Genomic DNA, 20292 nt, shown 5'->3' with positions numbered 1-20292 from the left:
GAATGATATAAGTCTTATGGCTATATAATGTTAATTATTTTTAACTGTGTTTTATATTATTTAGTGTGACCGAACTTCCACATGAACCTTCATACATCGAATGTATGATCATACCTTTTACCTCTTCTTATTCGCCTTTTATAGTGGCCTCGAAACAAAATACCACTATTTTAAATAGGTTTAATAATGAAAAAACATACTCTGATTTGTGCTGCACTATTGGCAAGCACGGCTTATCCTACTTTCGCTGGCGAGACAAAATTAGACGTTCGTTTAGGTTATAACACTACCTCTGAAAATAAAGATAGCCGCATAAAGTTTATGCACACCTTTGATAATGGCTTTTATTTCAGTGCGGAAGCAGCGCAGATCCATAACGACAGTTACTTTGGCGGTAATGATTCAAACGACGAAGATAAGAATGGCCTTAAAGCTGCTGCGCAAGAGTTTGAAGCGACGTATAAGTTCAGCATTAACGAAAGTACCTACTGGTCGCCTGGTTTAGTGTTAGTAACCGCGCCGAACTGGACTGAATACCGCCCATACCTGAAGTTGGGTACGAGCTTTGATAACGGTTTGTCTGTTACTGGCCGCTACCGTTACAACTGGTCGAATGATGCCAATGGTAAAACTTACCTAGATGGCAGTGGCAACACTCGTGGTGCCTCTAATCAGTTTGATTTGTGGCTTTCTAAGTCTGTAGGCGACTGGGGCTTTATGTATAACCCTCGTTACCGTTTCCAAGATGGTGTCGACCAAGGTACAGGCCGAGATGATTACTGGGAACATACAGTGATGGTTAATTACCAATTAAATGAAACTTGGACCCCATATATGGAATTAGTTTCGCTGGACGAGACGTATGTTAATGAAACAGGAAAGCGAGAGCAAGATTATGCAATTCGTTTTGGCTTTGTGATGAATCTTTAATTGATCCCCAATAATTAAATCAATATCGTATGCTGGGGTAGAGGCGTAACCAGAAGCACTTGTTAGAACGAGACTGCAAACAAGTGAAAGTCGGTTAATTTTCATAAATATTTATAGGTTAAAAGCCACCGCTAATATGAGGTGGCTTGATATATTAATTATTGTTTATTAGAAGTAGTGGCGAACGCCCAGCCATGCTTGGGTTTCCCAATCACCGCCTAAGTCAGTCCCGTTAACTTCAAGGTCTGATTTAGTAAAGTCATAGCGAGTATTCAACCACCAAGTACGAGCACTGTTTAGTGGGACGTTTATTGATGCTTTAATCGATAGATTTTGCATTTCAATTTCGTCACCAGATAGGTCTTGCCACTCAGGTACAACAGAAAGGTATGAGCCGCCATCACCTAAATAAACAGCAGTGATTAGGCTTAGGCTATAACCGGTTAGGTCATCCTTGCTATTCATACCGGCATCTAGAACTTCCATGCTACCTGTCATTACGCCAGCACGAGGAAATACAAGTAAACCGCCGGTGTAGGCTGGGTTAATTGCGGCAACAGCGCCAATTGACAGCAAGTCATTCTTCACTGAGTTGGTACGGGTATTCACGTAATCTAGCGAAGCGCCCACTTTAGGCAGTGTGGATGAGCCAGTGTTGAATACATGGAAGTACTGAGTACGTGAAGTTTGGTAATCGAAACCAAACTTGTTTTCGTCGTTATCTTTGTTATCAAATGTTGCTTCGCTCAAGAGAGCGAACTGCTGACCGTTTTCTAAGCCGCCGGCAATTTGAGCTTGCCATTGAAATTCAGAGTTTCCACTGAACATTAGTGCTGACTGCGTATACACCTTGGTAACGTCAGCTGGGTCGATAACCTGTTCTTCTTCTGCCATAACAGGTGCAGCAAGACATGCTGCAAGTGGAGCAAGTAAAGCAAACTTTTTCATTGTGTTCTCTAAGTTTGCTTCGTCCTTGAAGCGATATTACGTTGGTTTATTTGTCAGGAGCTGCTTGTTAGAAAGACGTTATTGGTCAGCAAGCAGCTTGGCAGCTTGGCGCATGAATGTCGGTGCTTTGAATTCACCGTAACCGGAGTGGTATGGGTTAGTTGAGAAAACAACGCCGACAAAGTCACGGTTAGGATCAACGTAAATGTACTGGCCTAAGTTACCGCTCTTCGCCATTGCGCCATCGTCAAAGATGAAGTCAAACTGGTATGACTGATATGAAGAGGCTTCGCCAGCTGAGCTAATTGAACTCTTCTGCTTCGTCGTGTTGGTGTGAGTTTTAGGGTCACCGCTGGTTAGAATACGGTCAATAACTGCTTGTGATACCACAGGCTCGGTAGCAGTAGCTTCCCAGCTAGGTGTGAATAGCATGCCGTAGCGAGCCATGTCTTCTAACGTAGTTAGCATTAGACCAACGGCAATAGCCATACCGTCCGGCGTTTGATTGAATAGGGCTGGCTGACGAGCTGTCATCTTGCCCCAAACACGAACTTCAAACACTTTTGTAAATGTTGTATCTTCAAGGTGCTCAATCATTTTGGTCAAGATCATGGTATTGATTGATGCATAGCTAAAGCGTGTACCAGCTGGTTCATCGGCTTTCTTTTCAGTATTTATTGCGACATCTAGCCAACTTTCAACCTTGCCAGTAGAAAAACGAGGTGTGCCAAAGCTTGATGCAAAGAAACGTACAACGGGTGAGTCTGGATCAAGGATCGATTCTAGCGTTTCTTCGTTATCAAAACCGGTAGTGTGATTAAGCACGTTAAGTACTGTGACTTCGTCCCAAGCCGTATCTTTTAGTTCTGGGACATATGTTGTAATAGGCTTGTTTGGATCAACTTTACCTTCTTCAACCAATTGAGCGACAATTAAACCGACAGTCGTTTTAGCTGCTGAAGCCCAAACATGGCGGTCAGTTGGCTTCATACCTGGGTAGGCTTCGTAAACAATTTTACCTTCGTGAATTAGCATGAAGCCTTGAGTACGGAACGCTGGATCAGCTAGGTACTCATCCATTGTCAGTTCGCCTTTCGCTTGCGTATTGACAGTCAGTTTACTGAGTTCTGGGTTAATCGCTTTAACAAGCGGCCTATATGCTTCGTTTGGGGAAGCAATCGCGGTAGGCATGAACTCATTCATGCTCATGTTGTAGTAAAGTCCGTGATCACCACCCATTTGCCAGTGGAAGTTATTGTAGTTCGCACGGGCAGCATCGACAAATTCAGGTGCAAATTGCCCTTTTGCTGCCTCGACAGGAAGATTAACTAATGCGCCTTCGGCTTTTAGGGCAGCTTCAACTGGGTTTTCAGTGACGGCATCGTTTGAGCTAAATGCATAAGAAGTAGGAAGAACTAACGTAGAGGCCAATAGAGCAATGGCTTTGAGTTTCATAGGTATCTCCTTGTTTGGATAGTGGAGATTATATTTTCCTTATAAAATACCTATAGGTCAGATAGCGACATAAGGCTGGGCTTATGAGCTGAAACAATACGGCGTTGAGTCTCTAGGCTAAAATTGAAAACTTATAAGTCATTAATTAAATGTAACCCTACGGCATAGCATGAAATCAACATCATCGACGACTGACATTCTTTTGAGCTCGGCAGGAAACATACGTCCGTTCATTGAGTATTGTGAAAAAAATGGCCTTGATTGGAAAGGTATCGCTATAGAGTATCATTTGCCTGTGGAGGTAATGACGCTGCAGCAGTGGTTGCCGACAAAAGATTTGATGCTGTTTTTATATGGGCTAGAAAGAAGGTATGGCTATCTTATTGGTATTGAGATTGGCCGATTTGTGACCGCTAAGCAGTTATCACCGGATTTAGATAAAAAAGCTCAACGTTGTTGCTCGCTATCAGAAGGGGTTCAACTTTTAGCGAATGAAATACCTAAGTTGAGTAATCACGTTATCATTTGGACTGAAATGATTGATGGGCAATGGTGGCTTTGTCATCGAAGTGCTTATCGTGAGTTTACACCAGGTTTCGAACAAGCCGAATGGTTTAGAACATTAGCCTTGGTTAATTTTTGTCGTCGGTTCATTGATGGTTATTGGCAACCACAACAAGCAAAATTGGTTTCAACCGATGCTAACGCCAGTAAACTTCCTGCACACTTTCACAATACTCAGATTGAATTTAACCAGCCCTTTGGAGGATTCACCGTCCCTCTTCCAATCGATTTTCACCAAATACCGAAAAAAGAGTTGGAAGTCTGTTGGCATCAGTCGGTACAAAGCTTGATTAAAACCTATGCACCATTACCATGGTTTAATATTAACTGGTTTGCACAGTTATTAGGTATGACGTCTAGAACCTTACAGCGGAATTTAATCTCTGAAGGTGTAACCTTCAGAGAAATGCGCGATGCCGAAAGGCGAGAGCTTGCAATAGAGCTACTTAGTAAACCAGAGCTGAGTACTCAAGAAGTCGCATGGCGGGTAGGGTATGATGATTTAAGTAACTTTAACCGAGCATTTAAGAAGTGGACGGGGTATACGGCACCAGCATATCGAAAGAAAAATACGGATTAGGTTTAGCGGGGATCAGGTTAGGCTATGTTATTTCCTCAAAAACACTTGCTCAATATTTGCATAGTTCTATATTTCCGTTTGCCCCTTCACTATCGGCAATTAAACTGTGAACGAGCAATACGCAAGAATCCGTATTGTGGGTAATGATAGAGACTTGGAACAGATGAATCACGGATGAGCTTTCTACAATAATAGATCTAGTTTCCCTTCCAGATCACTTCACGGCGCAGGCTGTAATACATTATCTTGCTTGTTCTTTTTTCTGAGCTTCTTTTTGTTCTGCAGGTAGGTTTGGCTCGTTTAAACGCTTATCTCAAATAAAGCCTACACTTACAGTCACTATAAGTGTCTTAATATGCATAGGTAAGTGTGATGAGAAATAGGCTTCTAGTTGGTGCGGTGCTGGCTGTTTTCCCTGTTATATCGTGGGCAGATCAGGGTCGGGTAATTGAATATAAGGTCAATGACCAGAACTACGAGGGTTATTATATAACCCCAGATGAGAAAGGTGCACCGCTGATCCTACTGATCCATGATTGGGATGGCTTAACAGACTATGAAGTAAAGCGTGCTGAAATGCTGGCGGAAGAAGGGTATGCCGTTTTCGCCGCTGATTTATTTGGGGCCGGGGTGCGCCCTACTGAAGTCAAAGATAAGCGACAGCATACCGGTGAGCTGTATAAAGACCGCCAGAAAATGCGTGATTTAATGGGTGGGGCTTTGTCTATGGCTGATTCTCTCGGTGCTAATACTGATAATACCGTCGCGATGGGCTATTGCTTTGGTGGCGCTGCCGTATTGGAATTAGCACGCTCTGGTGCTGATATGAAAGGGTTCGTTACTTTCCATGGTGGGCTTCAGACACCAGAAGGGCAGGATTACACCAAGTCAAAAGGCAATATTCTAGTGATGCATGGTGCTGCAGATGCGGCGATTCCTATGGCGGACTTTGCTGATTTATCCCAGGAGTTAGAACAAGCTGGTGTAACCAATGAAATGATTGTTTATAGTGGCGCACCTCATGCATTTACAGTGTACGGTTCTGATAATTATCGTCAGGATGCTGATTACAAATCGTGGCAGCGATTTTTAACCTATCTTGATGAAAATACGTTATAGCTGAATGTGACGCTGTTAACTGATAGCCGCTTAAAATCTCGCTAAGTTAGTCATAATTACCAGAAGTGGATAGGGAATGAATATGGAAAAAAAGCAGATCCCAGCGGAACTATATGGACAAGCGCTTGATTATTTTGGTAGCCAAGAAGCGACAGAGTCGTGGTTCACGACCGAAAATATTGAGCTCGGTTTGGTTACACCTGCCAGCTTATGTCGCTCAGCCAAAGGTACAGAGCAAGTAAACGAATTGCTTAAGAAATTGGAATCTGGCGTTTAATTGATTGAAGTGGCTGGATACGCAATTACCTAACATCGTATTAGATTGAAAATGCCAGATAGAGAACCTATCTGGCATTTTTGTTTACTATTAACTCTCAAGCTGCGAATGGTTAATTATAAGCTCGGGCAAAAGCACCTTCAGAGTTAGCATAATATGATTCGGTGCAGGCGGTGATAAATATAGATTCACCCTTGTTCACTGTCATGGTTTCGCCGTCGGCATGGGTGACAGTGAGTGGGGTATCCAGAGCCAGTAATATCTCTGCACTGTTAACCTTGAGAGGCGTTTTGTTCGCGTTGTGATATACACTGAATTTAAAATCGGGTACCGGTATTGGGTAGTTATCGACGTTGCTATATCGGTTGGGTATTAAGCGTAGCTCATCAACACTTGTTGGGGTGAAGCAGGTACAATCAACTAATTCTTTTACATCCATATGCTTTGGTGTTAATCCAGCACGTAATACATTGTCAGAATTAGCCATTATTTCTAGGCCTGTCCCTTTGATATAAGCATGGGGTGTACAAGCGTGAAGGTACATTGCTTCGCCTTGTTCAAGCGTGATGGTATTTAGCATTAATGGAGAGAAAAGGCCGATATCACCGGGATACTGTTCTGCAAGCTCTAAAATTAATGAAAACAGTGCATCATCACGGTGTTTTTCTGCATAATCGGTGAGCTTAGTGACGATAGTTGTCTTGATGGTGCCATTCAAAGACAGTATGGCTTCGAAAAAACGTTTTAAACCAGTTTGGTTTTGGTTGGCTTGGAGCAGGTTAACCAAAGCAGAGATTTCTTCTATTTCGATAGCACTGAATAAGCCCACTATTTCATCATATTCACGAAAACCATTCATCGCTTGATAGGTGGTTAAGGCATAGATTAACTCGGGCTTGTGATTCGGATCTTTATAGTTACGATGGCTATCAGATTGTGGTATTCCCATCGCCTCTTCATAAGCGAAGCCAACTCTAGCTTGTTCTTTACTCGGGTGAACCTGAATTGACAGGGCTTTATCTGCTGCCAACACTTTAAATAAATACGGTAAGTCCCCAAATAACTTATCGGCTTTCTCACCAATTAGTGCCGTCTTGTGGCGATATATAAACTCGGAGAGCAAGATCGGTTTGTCAGCGACAGTGATCTTAGAGCAGCCATTTTGATGAGCTCCCATCCATATTTCTGCTTGAGGTTTGCTTTCGGGGTTCTTTATGCCAAACAGCGAACTGATGGAGGTTTTACTGCCCCAAGCGTAATCTTGAATAACGTTATTCATTTGATAAAAGTGAGGGAATTTAGGTGCAGTTGTCATAACAATCCTTATGTCAAATGCTGACTCCGTTACGTTGGGTGATATCCGTTTAATCGCAAATTTCAGCAGGACTTACATCCCATTGTTTTATGCGTGGCTTAATTTAGCTTAGTTGCATATTGTGAAAAGGTTTAAAAAAACGCTTTTTATTGTATTGAAGTGTACTTTCAATGAAGTGGTGGGAGGTTAGCTCATAAAAAGTTTAATATATGAGCTAATTCCAATCACTATTTCTAGAATGATTATAGTGGTATAGAGCCGTGTGGTTTGTTTGGCTTAGAATATTTATTGACGGTTAATACGGCCTCACGCTATCTCTTTCTATCAGTTCGCAACTGAGTTCAAGGTGAATGTGGTAATCACTTTTTTCGCTATGACAAATCTGCCGTTCAAGTAGACGAAGTGCTTCAGTAGGAAGAGATTCAAATGGCAGTTTAACCGTGGTTAGCTTTGGTTCAATTAAGTCTAATGGAAGTATTCCATCCATGCCTACTATTGAAATATCCTCCGGAACTTTTATGCCGTGTTTTTGAAACGCACTTATCGCTCCAAGAGCAAGGCTGTCAGTAACACAGAAAAGAGCGGTGATAGGTAAAACACCATTATGATTTGATAGCCAAGCCTCGACAGCAGCCTCGGAAGCGCCATCACTGTAATCACTTGCGATGATACTGAAATCAGGGTTTATTGAACGATTGTCATTGTACAAACTGTCACGATAACCATTTTCACGCAAGTAGATCGTTTGACGACCAGAATAGCTGAGTAAGCCGATATCTTGATGGCCTTTTTCCAACAAATGGTCAACGGCGGCCATTGCACCATAGCGATTACTTACACCAACAGAGTCTACATTCATGGCTCTGTCTTCACCATTGATCAGAACCGTAGGGATATGATGCTCGCTAATGACCGCTAATAATTCAGATTGATCAGCCCACACGACAACAACGCCATCATACAATTGTTTATTTAGTAGCTGATGCAACTTTTGCACGGATAATCGGTTTGCTTCGGTGAGAAATGAGGTGAGCTCTATATTTTGTTCATTGCAGGCTTTCTTGATTGATTCCACTAAGGTATAGGAAATCATATTGCCGCTACGATTTAATACCGCGTCTCGTGGTGTGACTAAAAGCAACCTTTTCCCTGATAAAGAATTTGCTTCTACTGCTTTGTTTTTTCTGACTTTATCGAGATAGCCTATTTCTTTGGCGATCTCCATAATTTGCGTTTTTACAGGCTGGCTAATGGTTGCTGTTCCATTTAATACACGTGATACCGTGCTGACTGAGACACCTGCTTTTTGGGCTATATCTTTTAATGTCACGCTGAATTTATTCTCATTATCGGGTGCTGTTTTTACTAGTCTAACATTATTTTATTGTTTATTTGCATTGCCTTTTTAAATCATGCAAATTTTGCATTCTGTGTGTAAGTTTTATGATAAGAACCATGGTTTTTATATTAAAAATAGCATGTCAATGTGATATGAATCACGAAATTGGCGATGGTTAATTGAACTGATGAGACGATATTCCCGAAATTAAATTATGCAACGCGTGCAAATATTGCACTTGGTTTCTGGGGTTGTAAAATAAAACAACATTTTGAAATTGAGTAGTAACGATGCAAAACACCAGCTGGAAGATAAATGAAGGTGATACCTTAACTCGATTTTTGGTTTCACAGCCAGTATGTCGCCGCTTCGGTCAATTTGAAGATCATGAAACTATGATCGATCGTGTGCAATATAAGTTCCAAAATGGTTTTGTTGATGTCGGTGACTTACCTTGTCGAAAAGTTTTTTGGAAGTCGATGGCAAATCGAGCCGTGAGCTTGGATGAGAAAGTATTGGTGGATCAGGTCTATTTTGCGAATGGTAGTAATAAGGTAGATTTTTCAGGCTTTATCCATATTCCTACTCATGTTCAACGTTGGGCTGAAACCGTTCTTAACGTGACTGACTCTGGCGAATATCGTTTTCGGCTAGCAACCTGTGGTGGGGTTCGAGTATGGGTAAACGGAGAATTAACAAGTACGTTTACACCTTTTCAGAGAAACAGTGAGCAAGTAACAGAGTTGGCTTTGCCATTGAATGCGGGGTCAAATTCAGTCGTCGTCCATGCTGAAGAGTTATATGAACGTGATACTCAGTTCTTTTTCGAATTAACCTCCTTAGACTCGCGTTCAATTCAGGCAAGCCTTGCCAGTATTAATAGCGAAAACCTAAAAGCATTAGAGGCATTTGTTTCGCAGCTGGTTTTTGAAATGAACGTTGTTTCTCATCAGTTGTACTTTGATAGCTCTTGCCAGATGGATGGACAGGTTCAGGTCTCGGGCAATGTAATTGGGATGTCGAATGAAGAAGAAACAGATGAACCGGTATCGATACAAGTAGTCAATGAAGGTGAAACGCAATTTAGCGTTGTGTTACCAACATCGCTTAAGCCTGCACATTATTCTTTGGCTTTAACATTCTGCTGGCGTGATATCAAAATTACGCGTCACTTTGGTATTAATATTATGCCAGGTGCGAAAGCACAAGTTAGTCTTTCCTTAGTAAAGCGCAAGGCGGATGCTTTGCAATATACCGCCAGTGAAGGGATGGATATCACGGGTAAGCTACTGGCGTTACTCGAGTTAAACCAACACACAGAGCAAGCTACTTCAATTTTGAATCGTACCCTGCAAAAGATAAGTGTACGTGAAGACTGCTCAGACTTTTGGATGGTATCTGTTCTGTGGGCTTGGAAACAACATAGCTACACTCAGCTGCCAGATAAAATGTGGGATCGAACACGTTCGTCAATTCTTGGCTATCGGTATTGGTTGGATGAACCTGGTAATGATTCGATGTGGTTTTGGAGTGAAAACCATGTGCTGTGTTTCCACGTATCACAATTACTCGCAGGGCAATTCTTCCCACGTGAACAATTTCTTTGTTCTGGCCGGACTGGATTGCAGCAACAGGAGGTTGCAACTGAGCGCTTGCATCGTTGGTTCGATCATATTCTTCTAAATGGACTAACAGAGTGGAATTCATCCTGCTATTACCCGATTGACTATATTGGGCTATTCGCGCTGTATGAACTTGCTGAGTGTGAGTCGATCCGTGAGAAGGCGAAAACGGTAATTGATCGTTTGATGTTAATGGGAGCTATTCACTATCAAGATGGTGTTGCTGGTGGCACGATGGGCAGGGTCTATGAAAAAGAACTCATGGCCAATGAAATGACTGAATTAGCTGGATTTGGTCATGTAGCGTGGGGAGAAGGTTGGCATACCCGTATGTGTGCATCTCTGCCGATGTTCTGTTTAAGCCAGTACCAGCCATCGGTGTTGACGCATGAAGTTGCGACGCTGTCTGATCGGGATACTGTCGAAGCATACTACACTCTGGGCATGGATCGTTGTGCCAAAGTAGCAGCTTGGAAACAGCGGGGCGTCACCTTATCTAGTGTGATAGGCCACAATACTGGCCTAGCAGGCCATCAGCAGCATGTGCTTGATATTCAATTTGCTCATAACCCGAAAGCACGTCTTTGGATCAACCATCCCGGAGAAGATGTCCCAGGGGGAGACGGACGACCATCTTATTGGGCAGGCAACGGGGTATTACCTAGAGTGATGCAACATAAACAGAGTGCGATGATGGTATACAATTTAGGCGAGAGTCCTCGCTTGGCTTATACCCACCTCTACCTACCAGCAGAAAGCCTCGATGAAGTAGTTGTTGATACACATTGGTGCTTTATCCGTTCGGGACAAGCCTACGCCGTTATTGGTGCATCGAGTCCGATTGAACTTGTTGAGAGTGGTATTACCCGCGGGCGAGAAGTACGTTGTTATGGTACTAAAACCGCTTGGTACGTTTCCGTTGGGACTTTAACCAGCGATTTCGAATCAGTCATTACTGCGTGGAGAAACTCTAATATCTCACTGCGTAATAGCAGCAGTGATTTAACAGCAACAGTTACAGAGCCCGATAATCAGACTTTTACTCTTTCTTGGAGTGGTGAGTGTTATATCAATGATCAACCTTGGTCATTCCCTAAAGATGTTGGCGTAAATCCGATAGTAAAATAATGGTAAGTAGTAAAATGAAAAACAACCATGTTGAACTTCTTAAGCAGTTAAGTTCTGGCCTATGTGGATTAAAGGGTATAGGCGACTTTAACCCGTGTTCTGATAATGAAATAACAATTGAATTTGAAGAGTGGGAATGGGAAATAGGTGTTGGTATATATGGTTTATACCAATATGCGGAATATACAGATAATAAACATTTACTTTGTGCATTAGAAAAATGGTTTGAGGTGCAAATAGAGAAAGGATTACCTGAAGCTCAAATAAATACTACGGCACCTATGATAACGCTAGCCTTATTAGCGGAGAAAAACCAAAGGCAAGATTGGCATAAACTAATTAATGACTGGGCTGACTATTTAATTAACTCATTACCGCGGGTCTATGGTGGTGGCTTTCAGCATGTAGTGAAAGAAAGACTGAATGAGGGGCAGTTATGGGACGATACTTTATTCATGACTGGTTTATTTCTTGCCCAAGCAGGAAGATTGTTAAATCGGAAAGAGCTGATTCATGAGGCTGAATTACAGTTCTTGACCCATGCCCAGTACTTGGCCGATAAGAAAACAGGGTTATGGTTTCATGGCTGGACGTCTGAAGGGAGCCATAATTTCTCCGAGGTGTTTTGGGCTCGGGGTAATGCATGGATAACGGTGGCGATCCCAGAGTTATTTGCATTAGTTGGTGAACAGCTTAACCCTGCAGTGAAACAGCATCTTACTTCTTTGTTTAGGCGTCAGGTAGATGCATTGATTACTCATCAAAGTCAAAACGGCATGTGGCATACAGTGCTAGATGATGATAGCTCTCCACAGGAATCGTCTGCTGTTGCTGGCTTTGCTTACGGTATGTTGCGTGGTTGCCGAGTAGGGTTAATTGATAATGAAAAGCGACATCGGGTTACCCAGTCAGGATTGTCTGCGCTTAATGCGGTGATTACGAGAATAGATAGTAAAGGTATTTTGCTGGAAGCGTCGGATGGTACTGCTATGGGACATGATATTCAATACTATTTTGATATCCCCAATACCCCAGTTCCCTATGGGCAAGCATTAGCCATGATGTGTATTACAGAGCTAATTCAAGGAGAGTGGATTTAATAACGCCTCACCCTACACCAGTTTAATAAAATATAAATTAAAAAGGCAACGTGATGACAATAACAGAGAAAAGACAGGTAGGTTGGAAAAATATAATTGCATGGGGGTCTGGAGATATATTTGGTAGCGGTGCTGGCACCATTATAGGTTTGTGGATGCTTTATTTCTATACGCAAGTTGCAGGGCTTTCACCCATTGAAGCGGGTTTGATATTTGCTATTGCAAAAGTATGGGATGGTTTTACTGATCCAATCGTTGCTTATATTACTGATAATATAAGAACTCGATTTGGGCGTCGCCGCGTATTTATTCTTTTTGGAGCACCTTTCCTTCTCGTATTCGGGTTGATGTTTATTTCAGGGTTTGGATTTGGTTATTATTTAGCAACGTACTTACTATTCAATACAATGAACACAATTGTAATGACACCATATAGTACGCTGCCAAATGAAATGACGGATGACTACCAGACTCGAACTAAGATGAGTAGCTGTCGGATGACGTTTGGCCAAATAACGGCTTTCCTTGTGACGTTCATCCCTGGGCTTATCATGGCACGTGTTGCTGATCAGGCTGAAGCCTTTATGTATATCGGCGGCTTATTCGCAGTGTTATTCACTTTGCCTTGGGTATTCATTTATCGTTATACATGGGAATGCGACCCGGCTTTATTACCACCTAAAGAAGATATTGGAGGCTTTAAAGACACACTGATCCACCTTTACAAAGAAATGGCGACGACGTTCCAATTGAAAGCGTTCCGCTTCCATTTGATGATGTACATCGGTGGCTCAGTTGCGCTAGATATTTTCGGTTCGCTGTTCATGCACTATATGACAATGGTTATAGGGATGACGCCAACTCAAGGTGGTACTGCACTGAGTGTCATGACAGCTATGCAGTTTGTCGGTGTTACATTGTTTACTTGGGTAGCGCTTAAGGCTGGTAACTCAAACGCCTTCAAAATTGCCATTGTCTTTATGCTAACAAGCCTTGCTTACTTTGGCCTTCTACCAGGCCTAGGCGGAGAAATGGCTGTACTAGTTCTGGTCGGTGCTGTGATTATGGGCTTGGCACGAGGGGGTATTTACCTTATCCCTTGGGTGGTATTCAACTCTATCCCAGATGTTGATGAAGTATTATCAGGTAAACGTCGTGCTGGTATTTTCTCGGGTGTGATGACCCTCGGTCGTAAGATTTGCCAAGCGACAGCAATGTTGATAGCTAGTATTGGCTTACAATATTTTGGATTTGAATCAGGCGCAGAAGTACAAACTGTTGAAACAATTAATGGCGTGTACTGGTTATTCCTATTGGCACCAGCGGTATTGGCAATGGTGGCATTTTACGGTGCAGTGCGATTTAAGTTGAACAAAGAAAATCATGAGATTCTAGTTGCTGAAGTGAAACGACTAAAAGACGGCGGCGCAAAAGAAGAAGTACCTGCGGAAGCGAAGCAAGTTGTTGAAATGCTAACAGGCTGGGAATATGAATACACTTGGGGAAATAAGGCGGCAAAAAAGAAAGTTGCGAACCGTTTGTTAGAAGCGACGAAGTAAATAAAGGGGGAGGATGAGCTGCTCTTATTAATATGACCTAAATCACCCCCTATGCTGAAAGCAAAGTAATGTGCTTTCAGCATTCTTACGGCTAGATCAATAGATAGCGATAAAAAGTATTTAATTAAGATAATTCATAGGCGTTCATAATGATTAGGTTTGGCTTGGATATTGGTGGAACAAAAATAGAAATTGTAGCCTTTAATACGGAAGGCGAAAATATTTATAACCAGAGAATAAAAACGCCAGATAACTATAAAGACTTTGTCACGGCTGTTTGCCGTTTAATATATAAGGCTGAAGATCATTTAAATTGTAAAGGTAGTATTGGCGTTGGTATTCCGGGAACGATTTGTTCCGAAACTGGGCTTGTTAAAAATGCCAACTGTACATTTCTTAATGGCCAAGATTTTAAGAGTGACTTGCAGGTACAATTAGAGCGGGATGTGTATATCGCAAATGATGCTAACTGTTTCGCTCTTTCTGAAGCTGTAGATGGTGCAGGAAGTAGTGGTCATGTTGTGTTTGGTGTGATCTTAGGGACTGGATGCGGCGGCGGTTTAGTGGTGAATAAGCAGGTTTTGATTGGGCCGAATGGTACTGCTGGTGAATGGGGACACAACCCTTTACCGGGTTATAGCGTTGCTGAAGATGGGCAAGAGCAGAAGTGTTATTGTGGTAAAAGTAACTGTATTGAACGTTATATCTCGGGCTCTGGGTTAGAAATGCAGTACCTGCAACGTTTCGGTCAATCTCTATCAGCTGCTGATATTATAACGGGGGTGCACTCTGGCGAGATGAGTTGCCGATTAGCTTACTATCAGTTAATTGATCAAATTGCTCGTAGCTTTGCAACGATTATCAGTATGGTAGATCCTGACGTCATCGTTATAGGTGGCGGTCTTTCTAACGTATCTTCCCTTTTTGATGATATTCCGCAGCAACTTTCACGCTATGTGATGGGGAATGAGTGCCGTACTAAAATATTACCTGCAAAATTTGGTGATAGTAGTGGTGTTCGTGGAGCTGCATGGTTGCCTCTTTTTCGATAAATTTATGAAATTCTATTATGGAACTAACTTCTAAATTGTCTCGGCAAAGTATAATGCCAATTACGTTGCTGAGTTTAGTGTTTTTCATCTGGGGCCTATTAACGTCACTAAATAGTATGTTGGTTCCTTTTTTAAGAGATGTATTTGAACTTAATTATGTTGAGTCAATGTACATACAACTGACTTTTTATATTGCGCCATTCATAGTTTGTCTTCCAACCGCTTTTTTAATGGGAAAAACAGGGTATGTAGCGGTCATACGGCTGAGTCTAGGATTATTAACTCTTGGGTGTCTCCTGTTTGTTCCAGCGTCCTCATTGTTTTCATATCCGTTATTTTTGTTGGCTATTTTTGTACTAGCCTCTGGTATTGCGGCGCTGCAAGTTGCTGCTAATCCATTTGCGGTGTCTTTAGGGTCAGCAGAGACTGCAGCGGCAAGGTTAACATTCTGCTCGTCGATTAATTCGGTGGGGACGACGCTAGCATCAGCCATAGGAATGGGGGTTTTTATGGCCGCTTTAGCCCAAGGGATTGGTGAAGCAATGATGTCTGTTCAAGTTGCGTATACAGCAATGGGGGGATTGGCTGTATTACTTGCTATGTTATTTAAATGCTCACCAATAACGGTGATAAGTAAGAGTGCACTAGCGACTAGTCGATGGATAGATTTATTGAAACACCGAACATTTATGTATGGTGCTGTCACCATATTCTGTTATGTCGGCGTCGAAGTGGCTGTGGGAACTTTTCTGATCAGCTATTTGACGGATGGTGAAGTATTATCACTATCTTCTTCTAAGGCCGGTGTTTTTGTCTCACTGTATTGGGGAGGAGCATTAGTTGGACGCTTGCTTGGTAGTATTGTTCTTAAAAAGGTTGATGCAAGAAAAATGCTGGCGTTGAATGCGATTTTATCTATATGCCTTGTATTTATCGCAATTTTGTTTCCTGGTCTTGTTGGTGCCTGGAGCCTTACTCTTATTGGACTATGTAATTCTATAATGTATCCAGTTATTTTCTCTACTGCAGTGAAAGGGCTTGGTATTCTTGCTGGTAGAGCCTCGGCTATTTTAATTATGTGTAGTATTGGTGGTGCTTTACTTCCGTTGGTGCAAGCGTTAATAGCCGATAGGGTGGGTTTAGTTTTATCATTTACTGTTCCGATTGTCGGCTACTTAGTCATTTTATCATTTGGTATGCTTGAGCATAAGCTAGCTAAAGCTTAATTTGGTATTCATGACAGTTAAAAAGGCTCTTCCTTTCAGTTGGAAGAGCTTTTTTATATTTTGCATTTAGGTTGCAGTACTTATCAGAAAGTTTATTTTTAAAGCTTGTTAGATAATTAATGATTGATAAGTGGAGGGAAAATTAGTTATTTATATACTAAATGATCATGTTCCACTATGTGGGATTCTCATCCCGCAAAATGGAACATTGAGCGTCATCACATTTTATGAACCTACTGACAGGTATATTTATTATTAACGAAGAGGAAGAAGGTTTCACCATGATTGAGGTGCCACTTAATAACCCTCTAATGCGCTGGCAGAATGCTTGATATGAAGTCGCTACTTTGCGTAGTTAAACATAAGGCCCGCATTATAGGTCTTATTCATTGCTTGAAGAAAAATGAAGCCCAGTGAAAAATTTGCAATGTTTCATGAATTTCGATTAGTGCAGGTTTTTCATCATCAATATCATTAACATCGTCAATATCATTAGTTGAAGAACAAGACATTAATAAAATAGATATTGAAATTATTGCCAGTTTTCTCATATATAAGCCTTTACTTTAACGCCTCGATTTTATTTGTATGTTACATTTTTGTATTTAAAATGCTCTGTGATAACGAGAGCAGTTTCACTAAGTACTATTTTTATAGTACTAGTGTGATAATTCTTTCTATTACCCATTTTTCGTTCTAAATCGTACATGCATTTTTGGAACACTGCAATAGAACGGTGTATTATTGTCTTTTTTTGTGAGTGGAAAACTGGGTAATTTGATTTTGTTATCTGTTTTCATTAATCGATAGTTACTGATGATGGTTGTCCGTGCTATTTTTTGACAAGGATTTTATTATTCCTTCTAGATGCGAGATCCAGTAACACTGAATCTAACGGCTACCATTTGGTTGGTACGGAACACAACATTAGGCTAATACTAGCTTTTCCGAGTTAAATAGGCTTATATTTCATTTCGTGTCAGCCTGTTTAATCTATACAAAAAACCATCAATTTAGGTGTGTTTTTAATACTGCTTGTTTTCAAAATTAAATGTTTAGACACATTTACACACTGAATTGTTTATTGAGTGAACAAGCGGTTTTTGAAGTGATATATTTTTATTGCTTCTATTATTGAATAACTCTATAAAATGCCAGCTTGTGACGAAACTACTAGAAAACACAGGAATGGATGCGATTATGTGCTTATAAATCACTAAAAGTCAGCAAATGAACACAACATCATTAATTAAAATTCTCAAAGGATAAAGTTAATGATTTGCAAATGTGGTACGTCTAATCAGTATGTTCGCGTTAGAAGGAAACTTACGTGGAAAATGTTAGGTTATAAAGCGTGTTTTAAATGCGTAGCTTGCCAAAGCGTTATAAAATTAAGGTGATTAGACAGAAATAACTGAACCGCCTACGGGCGGTTTTTTTATGCGTAAATTTTTGCGGCTATCCTTGCCGCATTTTTTTAGGCCTTATCAGTATGCCTTGTACATAGCCTTCCTTTGTTCTTCAGCTTGATATGCTCAGTTAGGTTGTGGGTCTTATTACTGATGAAACACTTGCATCTAGCACCTGTAGTCGTTATCTGTGAGCATTGGATCAGACCAGCATCGTTCAGCCAAGCAAGGTAATCAATGTATCTTTCTTTGTGGTAGTGGACGATTAAATCTTTTGGATTCTTAATGAAATAAACAAGTTCACCAAAACTTAAGTTGATTTTATCCGTTACGTTCATTGGATTTTTAAAATGAACTTCAAACTCAGGTACATTTTCGTTATCAAATATAACTCTGTTTAGTTTTATGTATGGAGTATCAAAGTTAATAGTTAATAATGCTTGTATGTTAGCCAATGATTCGTTTATTTTGTTTTCAAATTGTTTGTTTAACATGTTAATCCTATTGCCATATATTCTGTTTTTTATTCTAAATATAATCATTGTTTAATTGGTGGTGTTTTATATGCGCGCTATTTTCGTTTATTACTGGATTTTTACCAATTGATTGTGTCTATAGCATTGATAGGTTTAAGCATGACTAATAGCCGCCGCTGTATCCAATAATAGGTAGGTCTAGTATCAAGTTTGAAGTAGTAGTAATGGCTCTTTCAGTTTTAGGTTATTTTTTCTGTCAGTAAATTTAACAGTACAATAAGTAATGCTATGTAAGTGACTGTAATATAAGGGGAGCAAGCATGGCATATTTATTGCATAAAGTGGTATCTGACTTAGTAGTTGAGGTTATGCTGATGCCTATATCCATTCTGTATCTAGTAATGATATGCCTATTTATACCTTTAAAAGCTATGGCTGTGCCGATGCCTGCAAGCTACGAATCGAGTGCCGATGCTGAGTTTTCGATTTCACTCTCTGATGAAAGTGGCTCAATTGGTGTGGCAGAATCTTCTCGCACTTTTTTCGACGGTACATCAGAAGGGGATGCTCGCTTTAGGTGGGATTATGAGTGGGAAGTTGTATCCGACGACCCGAATGATGCGGCTATAAAGGCAGAAGCTAATACGCTTGGGGAAGCAACGAATGGTCGGGTTGAATCCAGTTTGATTTTGGGGCTAACAATTACAATCATCTTAGATGAAATCAGTTCGATCATCTTTAGTGAACCCGTCTTTAACGCGAGTGCATCTGCTAATGGAGGGGAAGAACCGCAAGGGTCAGCATTTTCTCGAGCAGCTGCGTCTGGCGCGTTTTCAGGTGATTTAGGCGAATTTTTTGGCGCACAAACATTTAGTGATATTAGCGCTGGCACTTATGTTATTGAGTGGGCTGGGTTAGACGTTGCAGGAGCAGCAGAGCGACGCATCCCCGAGCCAACCACATTTTTATTATTTCTCGCCGGTATATTAGGTGTTGGTAGTCTACGAAGATTTAATGACTAATCGGAAAGGTAAAAAGCCCGCTAAACGCTATAGCGGGCTTTATGTATATAGTCTTGATTAACGATTACAGCGTAGAGATATAGTGAATCACTAGGTTCTTAACAAACTTTTGGTTGTCTGTTGCTGTTGATGGGTCGTACTTTCCGTTGTTGGTCAGGTTGTTAGACAGAATACGAACACCTAAGAAAGGGACTTTGTAAGCTTCAGCCATCATTGCTGCAGAAGCTGTTTCCATTTCTTCAACGCTGGTGCCGTAGTTTTCGTGTAACCAGTTCATACGGTCAATTTCATTGTTCCAGAAATTCGCTGAAGCAATAGTTCCTTCAACCACTTTACCGCGCTTGTGCGTTTCTTTTACTGCATGCGCAGAAGCAAGTAGGTCTTTGTTACCTGCGTAGTAGCGAACTTTTTCAGCATCTGCTGCTGCATCACCTTCACCTGCACTGCTTTCCGATGCCATAACATCCATAGGGATCCAGTTCATTGGGTTTGAACCTTCGCCTTCAGCAAGTCTAGGTGTTTTGAAGTTACCTGCATTGAATGAACGCTTACCTAATACGATATCACCAACATTCAGTGACTTGTCGTGACCGCCTGATGTGCCTTGGTTGATGATGGCACGTGGATTGTAACGCTCAATAGCGATTGCAGTCGCAGCCGCTGTGTTTTCAACGCCTTTACTTGTTTTGGTCACAACAATCGGATAATCGTTCAAAGTACCAATGTAAAAGATAAAGTTGCCAGTGTGTTCAATTTTCACATCTTTCAAAAGGCCAGCAAAATATTCAGCTTCAATTGGCATTGGACCTTGAATCAGAATTGGCTGCTTGGGTGCATCGTGCGAAGGTACCGTGACACTTTTCACTGTGTTTGCTGAAGCAACAGAAGCAAAGATCATTGCACTTGCAGCAAGTAAGACTTTTTTAGACAGAGTAAACATAGAACACACATTCCTAAATTGGTTGGGCATGGTTGGTTAATGAGTTATTAGTCATTAACTGGGCGGGAATATACCTCGCGCAACCGTTTGCGTCACTATGCGCAAATGTAAGTAAATGTGTTTTACTTGCATATCTTTATGAATATTAAAGAGTAATTTAACATTCTGTGTTGTAACTTATTTTTAGGTGCTTCAGAGGGGCAGAAACATACCCGTAGATTCATTAGTCAG

Annotated in this window: 17 protein-coding genes; 10 read left to right on the top strand and 7 right to left on the bottom strand. The window is 41.2% G+C overall.

The features are described 5' to 3' along the window. The first annotated feature begins 186 nt into the window (after positions 1-186). On the top strand, positions 187-930 hold the full coding sequence (locus L4D09_RS24510) for an oligogalacturonate-specific porin KdgM family protein (RefSeq protein WP_428460166.1): 744 nt from the start codon (positions 187-189) through the stop codon (positions 928-930). 168 nt (positions 931-1098) lie between these two features. Here L4D09_RS24510 and L4D09_RS24505 read toward each other — a convergent pair whose 3' ends face one another. Together L4D09_RS24505 and L4D09_RS24500 are read right to left on the bottom strand one after the other, a co-directional pair. Then, a complete protein-coding gene (locus L4D09_RS24505) occupies positions 1099-1878 on the bottom strand; it encodes a hypothetical protein (protein WP_428460165.1) in 780 nt (259 codons plus the stop codon). Positions 1879-1956: 78 nt separating this feature from the next. Beyond that, positions 1957-3333 (bottom strand): serine hydrolase domain-containing protein, encoded by a 1377-nt coding sequence (locus L4D09_RS24500; RefSeq protein WP_428460164.1) that lies wholly within the window; start codon positions 3331-3333, stop codon positions 1957-1959. Positions 3334-3502: 169 nt separating this feature from the next. Here L4D09_RS24500 and L4D09_RS24495 point away from each other — a divergent pair, with 169 nt between their 5' ends. From L4D09_RS24495 to L4D09_RS24485, 3 genes are all read left to right on the top strand, one after another. Then, positions 3503-4477, top strand: a complete 975-nt coding sequence (locus L4D09_RS24495; protein WP_428460163.1) for a helix-turn-helix domain-containing protein — start codon at positions 3503-3505, stop codon at positions 4475-4477. Positions 4478-4849: 372 nt separating this feature from the next. Further along, complete coding sequence (locus L4D09_RS24490) at positions 4850-5596, top strand: dienelactone hydrolase family protein (RefSeq protein ID WP_428460162.1); 747 nt, start codon at positions 4850-4852, stop codon at positions 5594-5596. An 82-nt stretch (positions 5597-5678) separates the two neighbouring features. Beyond that, positions 5679-5873: an antitoxin Xre/MbcA/ParS toxin-binding domain-containing protein gene (locus L4D09_RS24485; RefSeq protein ID WP_428460161.1), complete on the top strand. Its 195-nt coding sequence runs from the start codon at positions 5679-5681 to the stop codon at positions 5871-5873. Positions 5874-5985: 112 nt separating this feature from the next. On the opposite strand, the gene manA is transcribed toward L4D09_RS24485, so the two are convergent. Both manA and L4D09_RS24475 read right to left on the bottom strand, forming a co-directional pair. Beyond that, positions 5986-7188, bottom strand: coding sequence for a mannose-6-phosphate isomerase, class I (gene manA, locus L4D09_RS24480; protein ID WP_428460160.1), 1203 nt, complete (start codon positions 7186-7188; stop codon positions 5986-5988). 295 nt (positions 7189-7483) lie between these two features. After that, positions 7484-8518 (bottom strand): LacI family DNA-binding transcriptional regulator, encoded by a 1035-nt coding sequence (locus L4D09_RS24475; RefSeq protein ID WP_428460159.1) that lies wholly within the window; start codon positions 8516-8518, stop codon positions 7484-7486. Between the two features lie 299 nt (positions 8519-8817). Here L4D09_RS24475 and L4D09_RS24470 point away from each other — a divergent pair, with 299 nt between their 5' ends. From L4D09_RS24470 to gluP, 5 genes are all read left to right on the top strand, one after another. Further along, a complete protein-coding gene (locus tag L4D09_RS24470; RefSeq protein ID WP_428460158.1) occupies positions 8818-11277 on the top strand; it encodes a PA14 domain-containing protein in 2460 nt (819 codons plus the stop codon). A gap of 14 nt (positions 11278-11291) precedes the next feature. After that, complete coding sequence (gene bglB, locus L4D09_RS24465; RefSeq protein ID WP_428460157.1) at positions 11292-12377, top strand: beta-galactosidase BglB; 1086 nt, start codon at positions 11292-11294, stop codon at positions 12375-12377. A 53-nt stretch (positions 12378-12430) separates the two neighbouring features. Then, positions 12431-13936 carry an MFS transporter gene (locus L4D09_RS24460; RefSeq protein WP_428460156.1) on the top strand — a complete coding sequence of 502 codons (1506 nt, stop codon included), beginning with the start codon at positions 12431-12433 and terminating at the stop codon, positions 13934-13936. A gap of 152 nt (positions 13937-14088) precedes the next feature. Continuing rightward, positions 14089-14988 (top strand): ROK family protein, encoded by a 900-nt coding sequence (locus L4D09_RS24455; RefSeq protein WP_428460167.1) that lies wholly within the window; start codon positions 14089-14091, stop codon positions 14986-14988. 17 nt (positions 14989-15005) lie between these two features. Further along, positions 15006-16214: a glucose/galactose MFS transporter gene (gene gluP, locus L4D09_RS24450; RefSeq protein WP_428460155.1), complete on the top strand. Its 1209-nt coding sequence runs from the start codon at positions 15006-15008 to the stop codon at positions 16212-16214. Between the two features lie 386 nt (positions 16215-16600). On the opposite strand, the gene L4D09_RS24445 is transcribed toward gluP, so the two are convergent. Together L4D09_RS24445 and L4D09_RS24440 are read right to left on the bottom strand one after the other, a co-directional pair. After that, entirely contained in the window at positions 16601-16765 is a 165-nt protein-coding gene (locus L4D09_RS24445; RefSeq protein WP_428460154.1) for a hypothetical protein, read from the bottom strand. Between the two features lie 926 nt (positions 16766-17691). Beyond that, positions 17692-18117 (bottom strand): hypothetical protein, encoded by a 426-nt coding sequence (locus L4D09_RS24440; protein WP_428460153.1) that lies wholly within the window; start codon positions 18115-18117, stop codon positions 17692-17694. Positions 18118-18419: 302 nt separating this feature from the next. Between L4D09_RS24440 and L4D09_RS24435 the strand changes: the two genes are divergently transcribed. Continuing rightward, positions 18420-19121 (top strand): PEP-CTERM sorting domain-containing protein, encoded by a 702-nt coding sequence (locus L4D09_RS24435; RefSeq protein WP_428460152.1) that lies wholly within the window; start codon positions 18420-18422, stop codon positions 19119-19121. Between the two features lie 64 nt (positions 19122-19185). On the opposite strand, the gene L4D09_RS24430 is transcribed toward L4D09_RS24435, so the two are convergent. Next, positions 19186-20061, bottom strand: a complete 876-nt coding sequence (locus L4D09_RS24430) for a 5'-methylthioadenosine/S-adenosylhomocysteine nucleosidase (RefSeq protein ID WP_428460151.1) — start codon at positions 20059-20061, stop codon at positions 19186-19188. Positions 20062-20292: the final 231 nt, after the last annotated feature.

The organism is Photobacterium makurazakiensis, from assembly GCF_050336715.1.
GTDB lineage: Bacteria > Pseudomonadota > Gammaproteobacteria > Enterobacterales > Vibrionaceae > Photobacterium > Photobacterium makurazakiensis.
This window is presented reverse-complemented; position numbering and strand designations above follow the sequence as displayed.

Excerpts from the sequence above, each read along its gene's own strand:
- L4D09_RS24510 (WP_428460166.1), top strand. The coding sequence starts at position 187 with ATGAAAAAACATACTCTGATTTGTGCTGCACTATTGGCAAGCACGGCT.
- L4D09_RS24505 (WP_428460165.1), bottom strand. The coding sequence starts at position 1,878 with ATGAAAAAGTTTGCTTTACTTGCTCCACTTGCAGCATGTCTTGCTGCA.
- L4D09_RS24500 (WP_428460164.1), bottom strand. The coding sequence starts at position 3,333 with ATGAAACTCAAAGCCATTGCTCTATTGGCCTCTACGTTAGTTCTTCCT.
- L4D09_RS24495 (WP_428460163.1), top strand. The coding sequence starts at position 3,503 with ATGAAATCAACATCATCGACGACTGACATTCTTTTGAGCTCGGCAGGA.
- L4D09_RS24490 (WP_428460162.1), top strand. The coding sequence starts at position 4,850 with ATGAGAAATAGGCTTCTAGTTGGTGCGGTGCTGGCTGTTTTCCCTGTT.
- L4D09_RS24485 (WP_428460161.1), top strand. The coding sequence starts at position 5,679 with ATGGAAAAAAAGCAGATCCCAGCGGAACTATATGGACAAGCGCTTGAT.
- manA (WP_428460160.1), bottom strand. The coding sequence starts at position 7,188 with ATGACAACTGCACCTAAATTCCCTCACTTTTATCAAATGAATAACGTT.
- L4D09_RS24470 (WP_428460158.1), top strand. The coding sequence starts at position 8,818 with ATGCAAAACACCAGCTGGAAGATAAATGAAGGTGATACCTTAACTCGA.
- bglB (WP_428460157.1), top strand. The coding sequence starts at position 11,292 with ATGAAAAACAACCATGTTGAACTTCTTAAGCAGTTAAGTTCTGGCCTA.
- L4D09_RS24460 (WP_428460156.1), top strand. The coding sequence starts at position 12,431 with ATGACAATAACAGAGAAAAGACAGGTAGGTTGGAAAAATATAATTGCA.
- gluP (WP_428460155.1), top strand. The coding sequence starts at position 15,006 with ATGGAACTAACTTCTAAATTGTCTCGGCAAAGTATAATGCCAATTACG.
- L4D09_RS24445 (WP_428460154.1), bottom strand. The coding sequence starts at position 16,765 with ATGAGAAAACTGGCAATAATTTCAATATCTATTTTATTAATGTCTTGT.
- L4D09_RS24440 (WP_428460153.1), bottom strand. The coding sequence starts at position 18,117 with ATGTTAAACAAACAATTTGAAAACAAAATAAACGAATCATTGGCTAAC.
- L4D09_RS24435 (WP_428460152.1), top strand. The coding sequence starts at position 18,420 with ATGGCATATTTATTGCATAAAGTGGTATCTGACTTAGTAGTTGAGGTT.
- L4D09_RS24430 (WP_428460151.1), bottom strand. The coding sequence starts at position 20,061 with ATGTTTACTCTGTCTAAAAAAGTCTTACTTGCTGCAAGTGCAATGATC.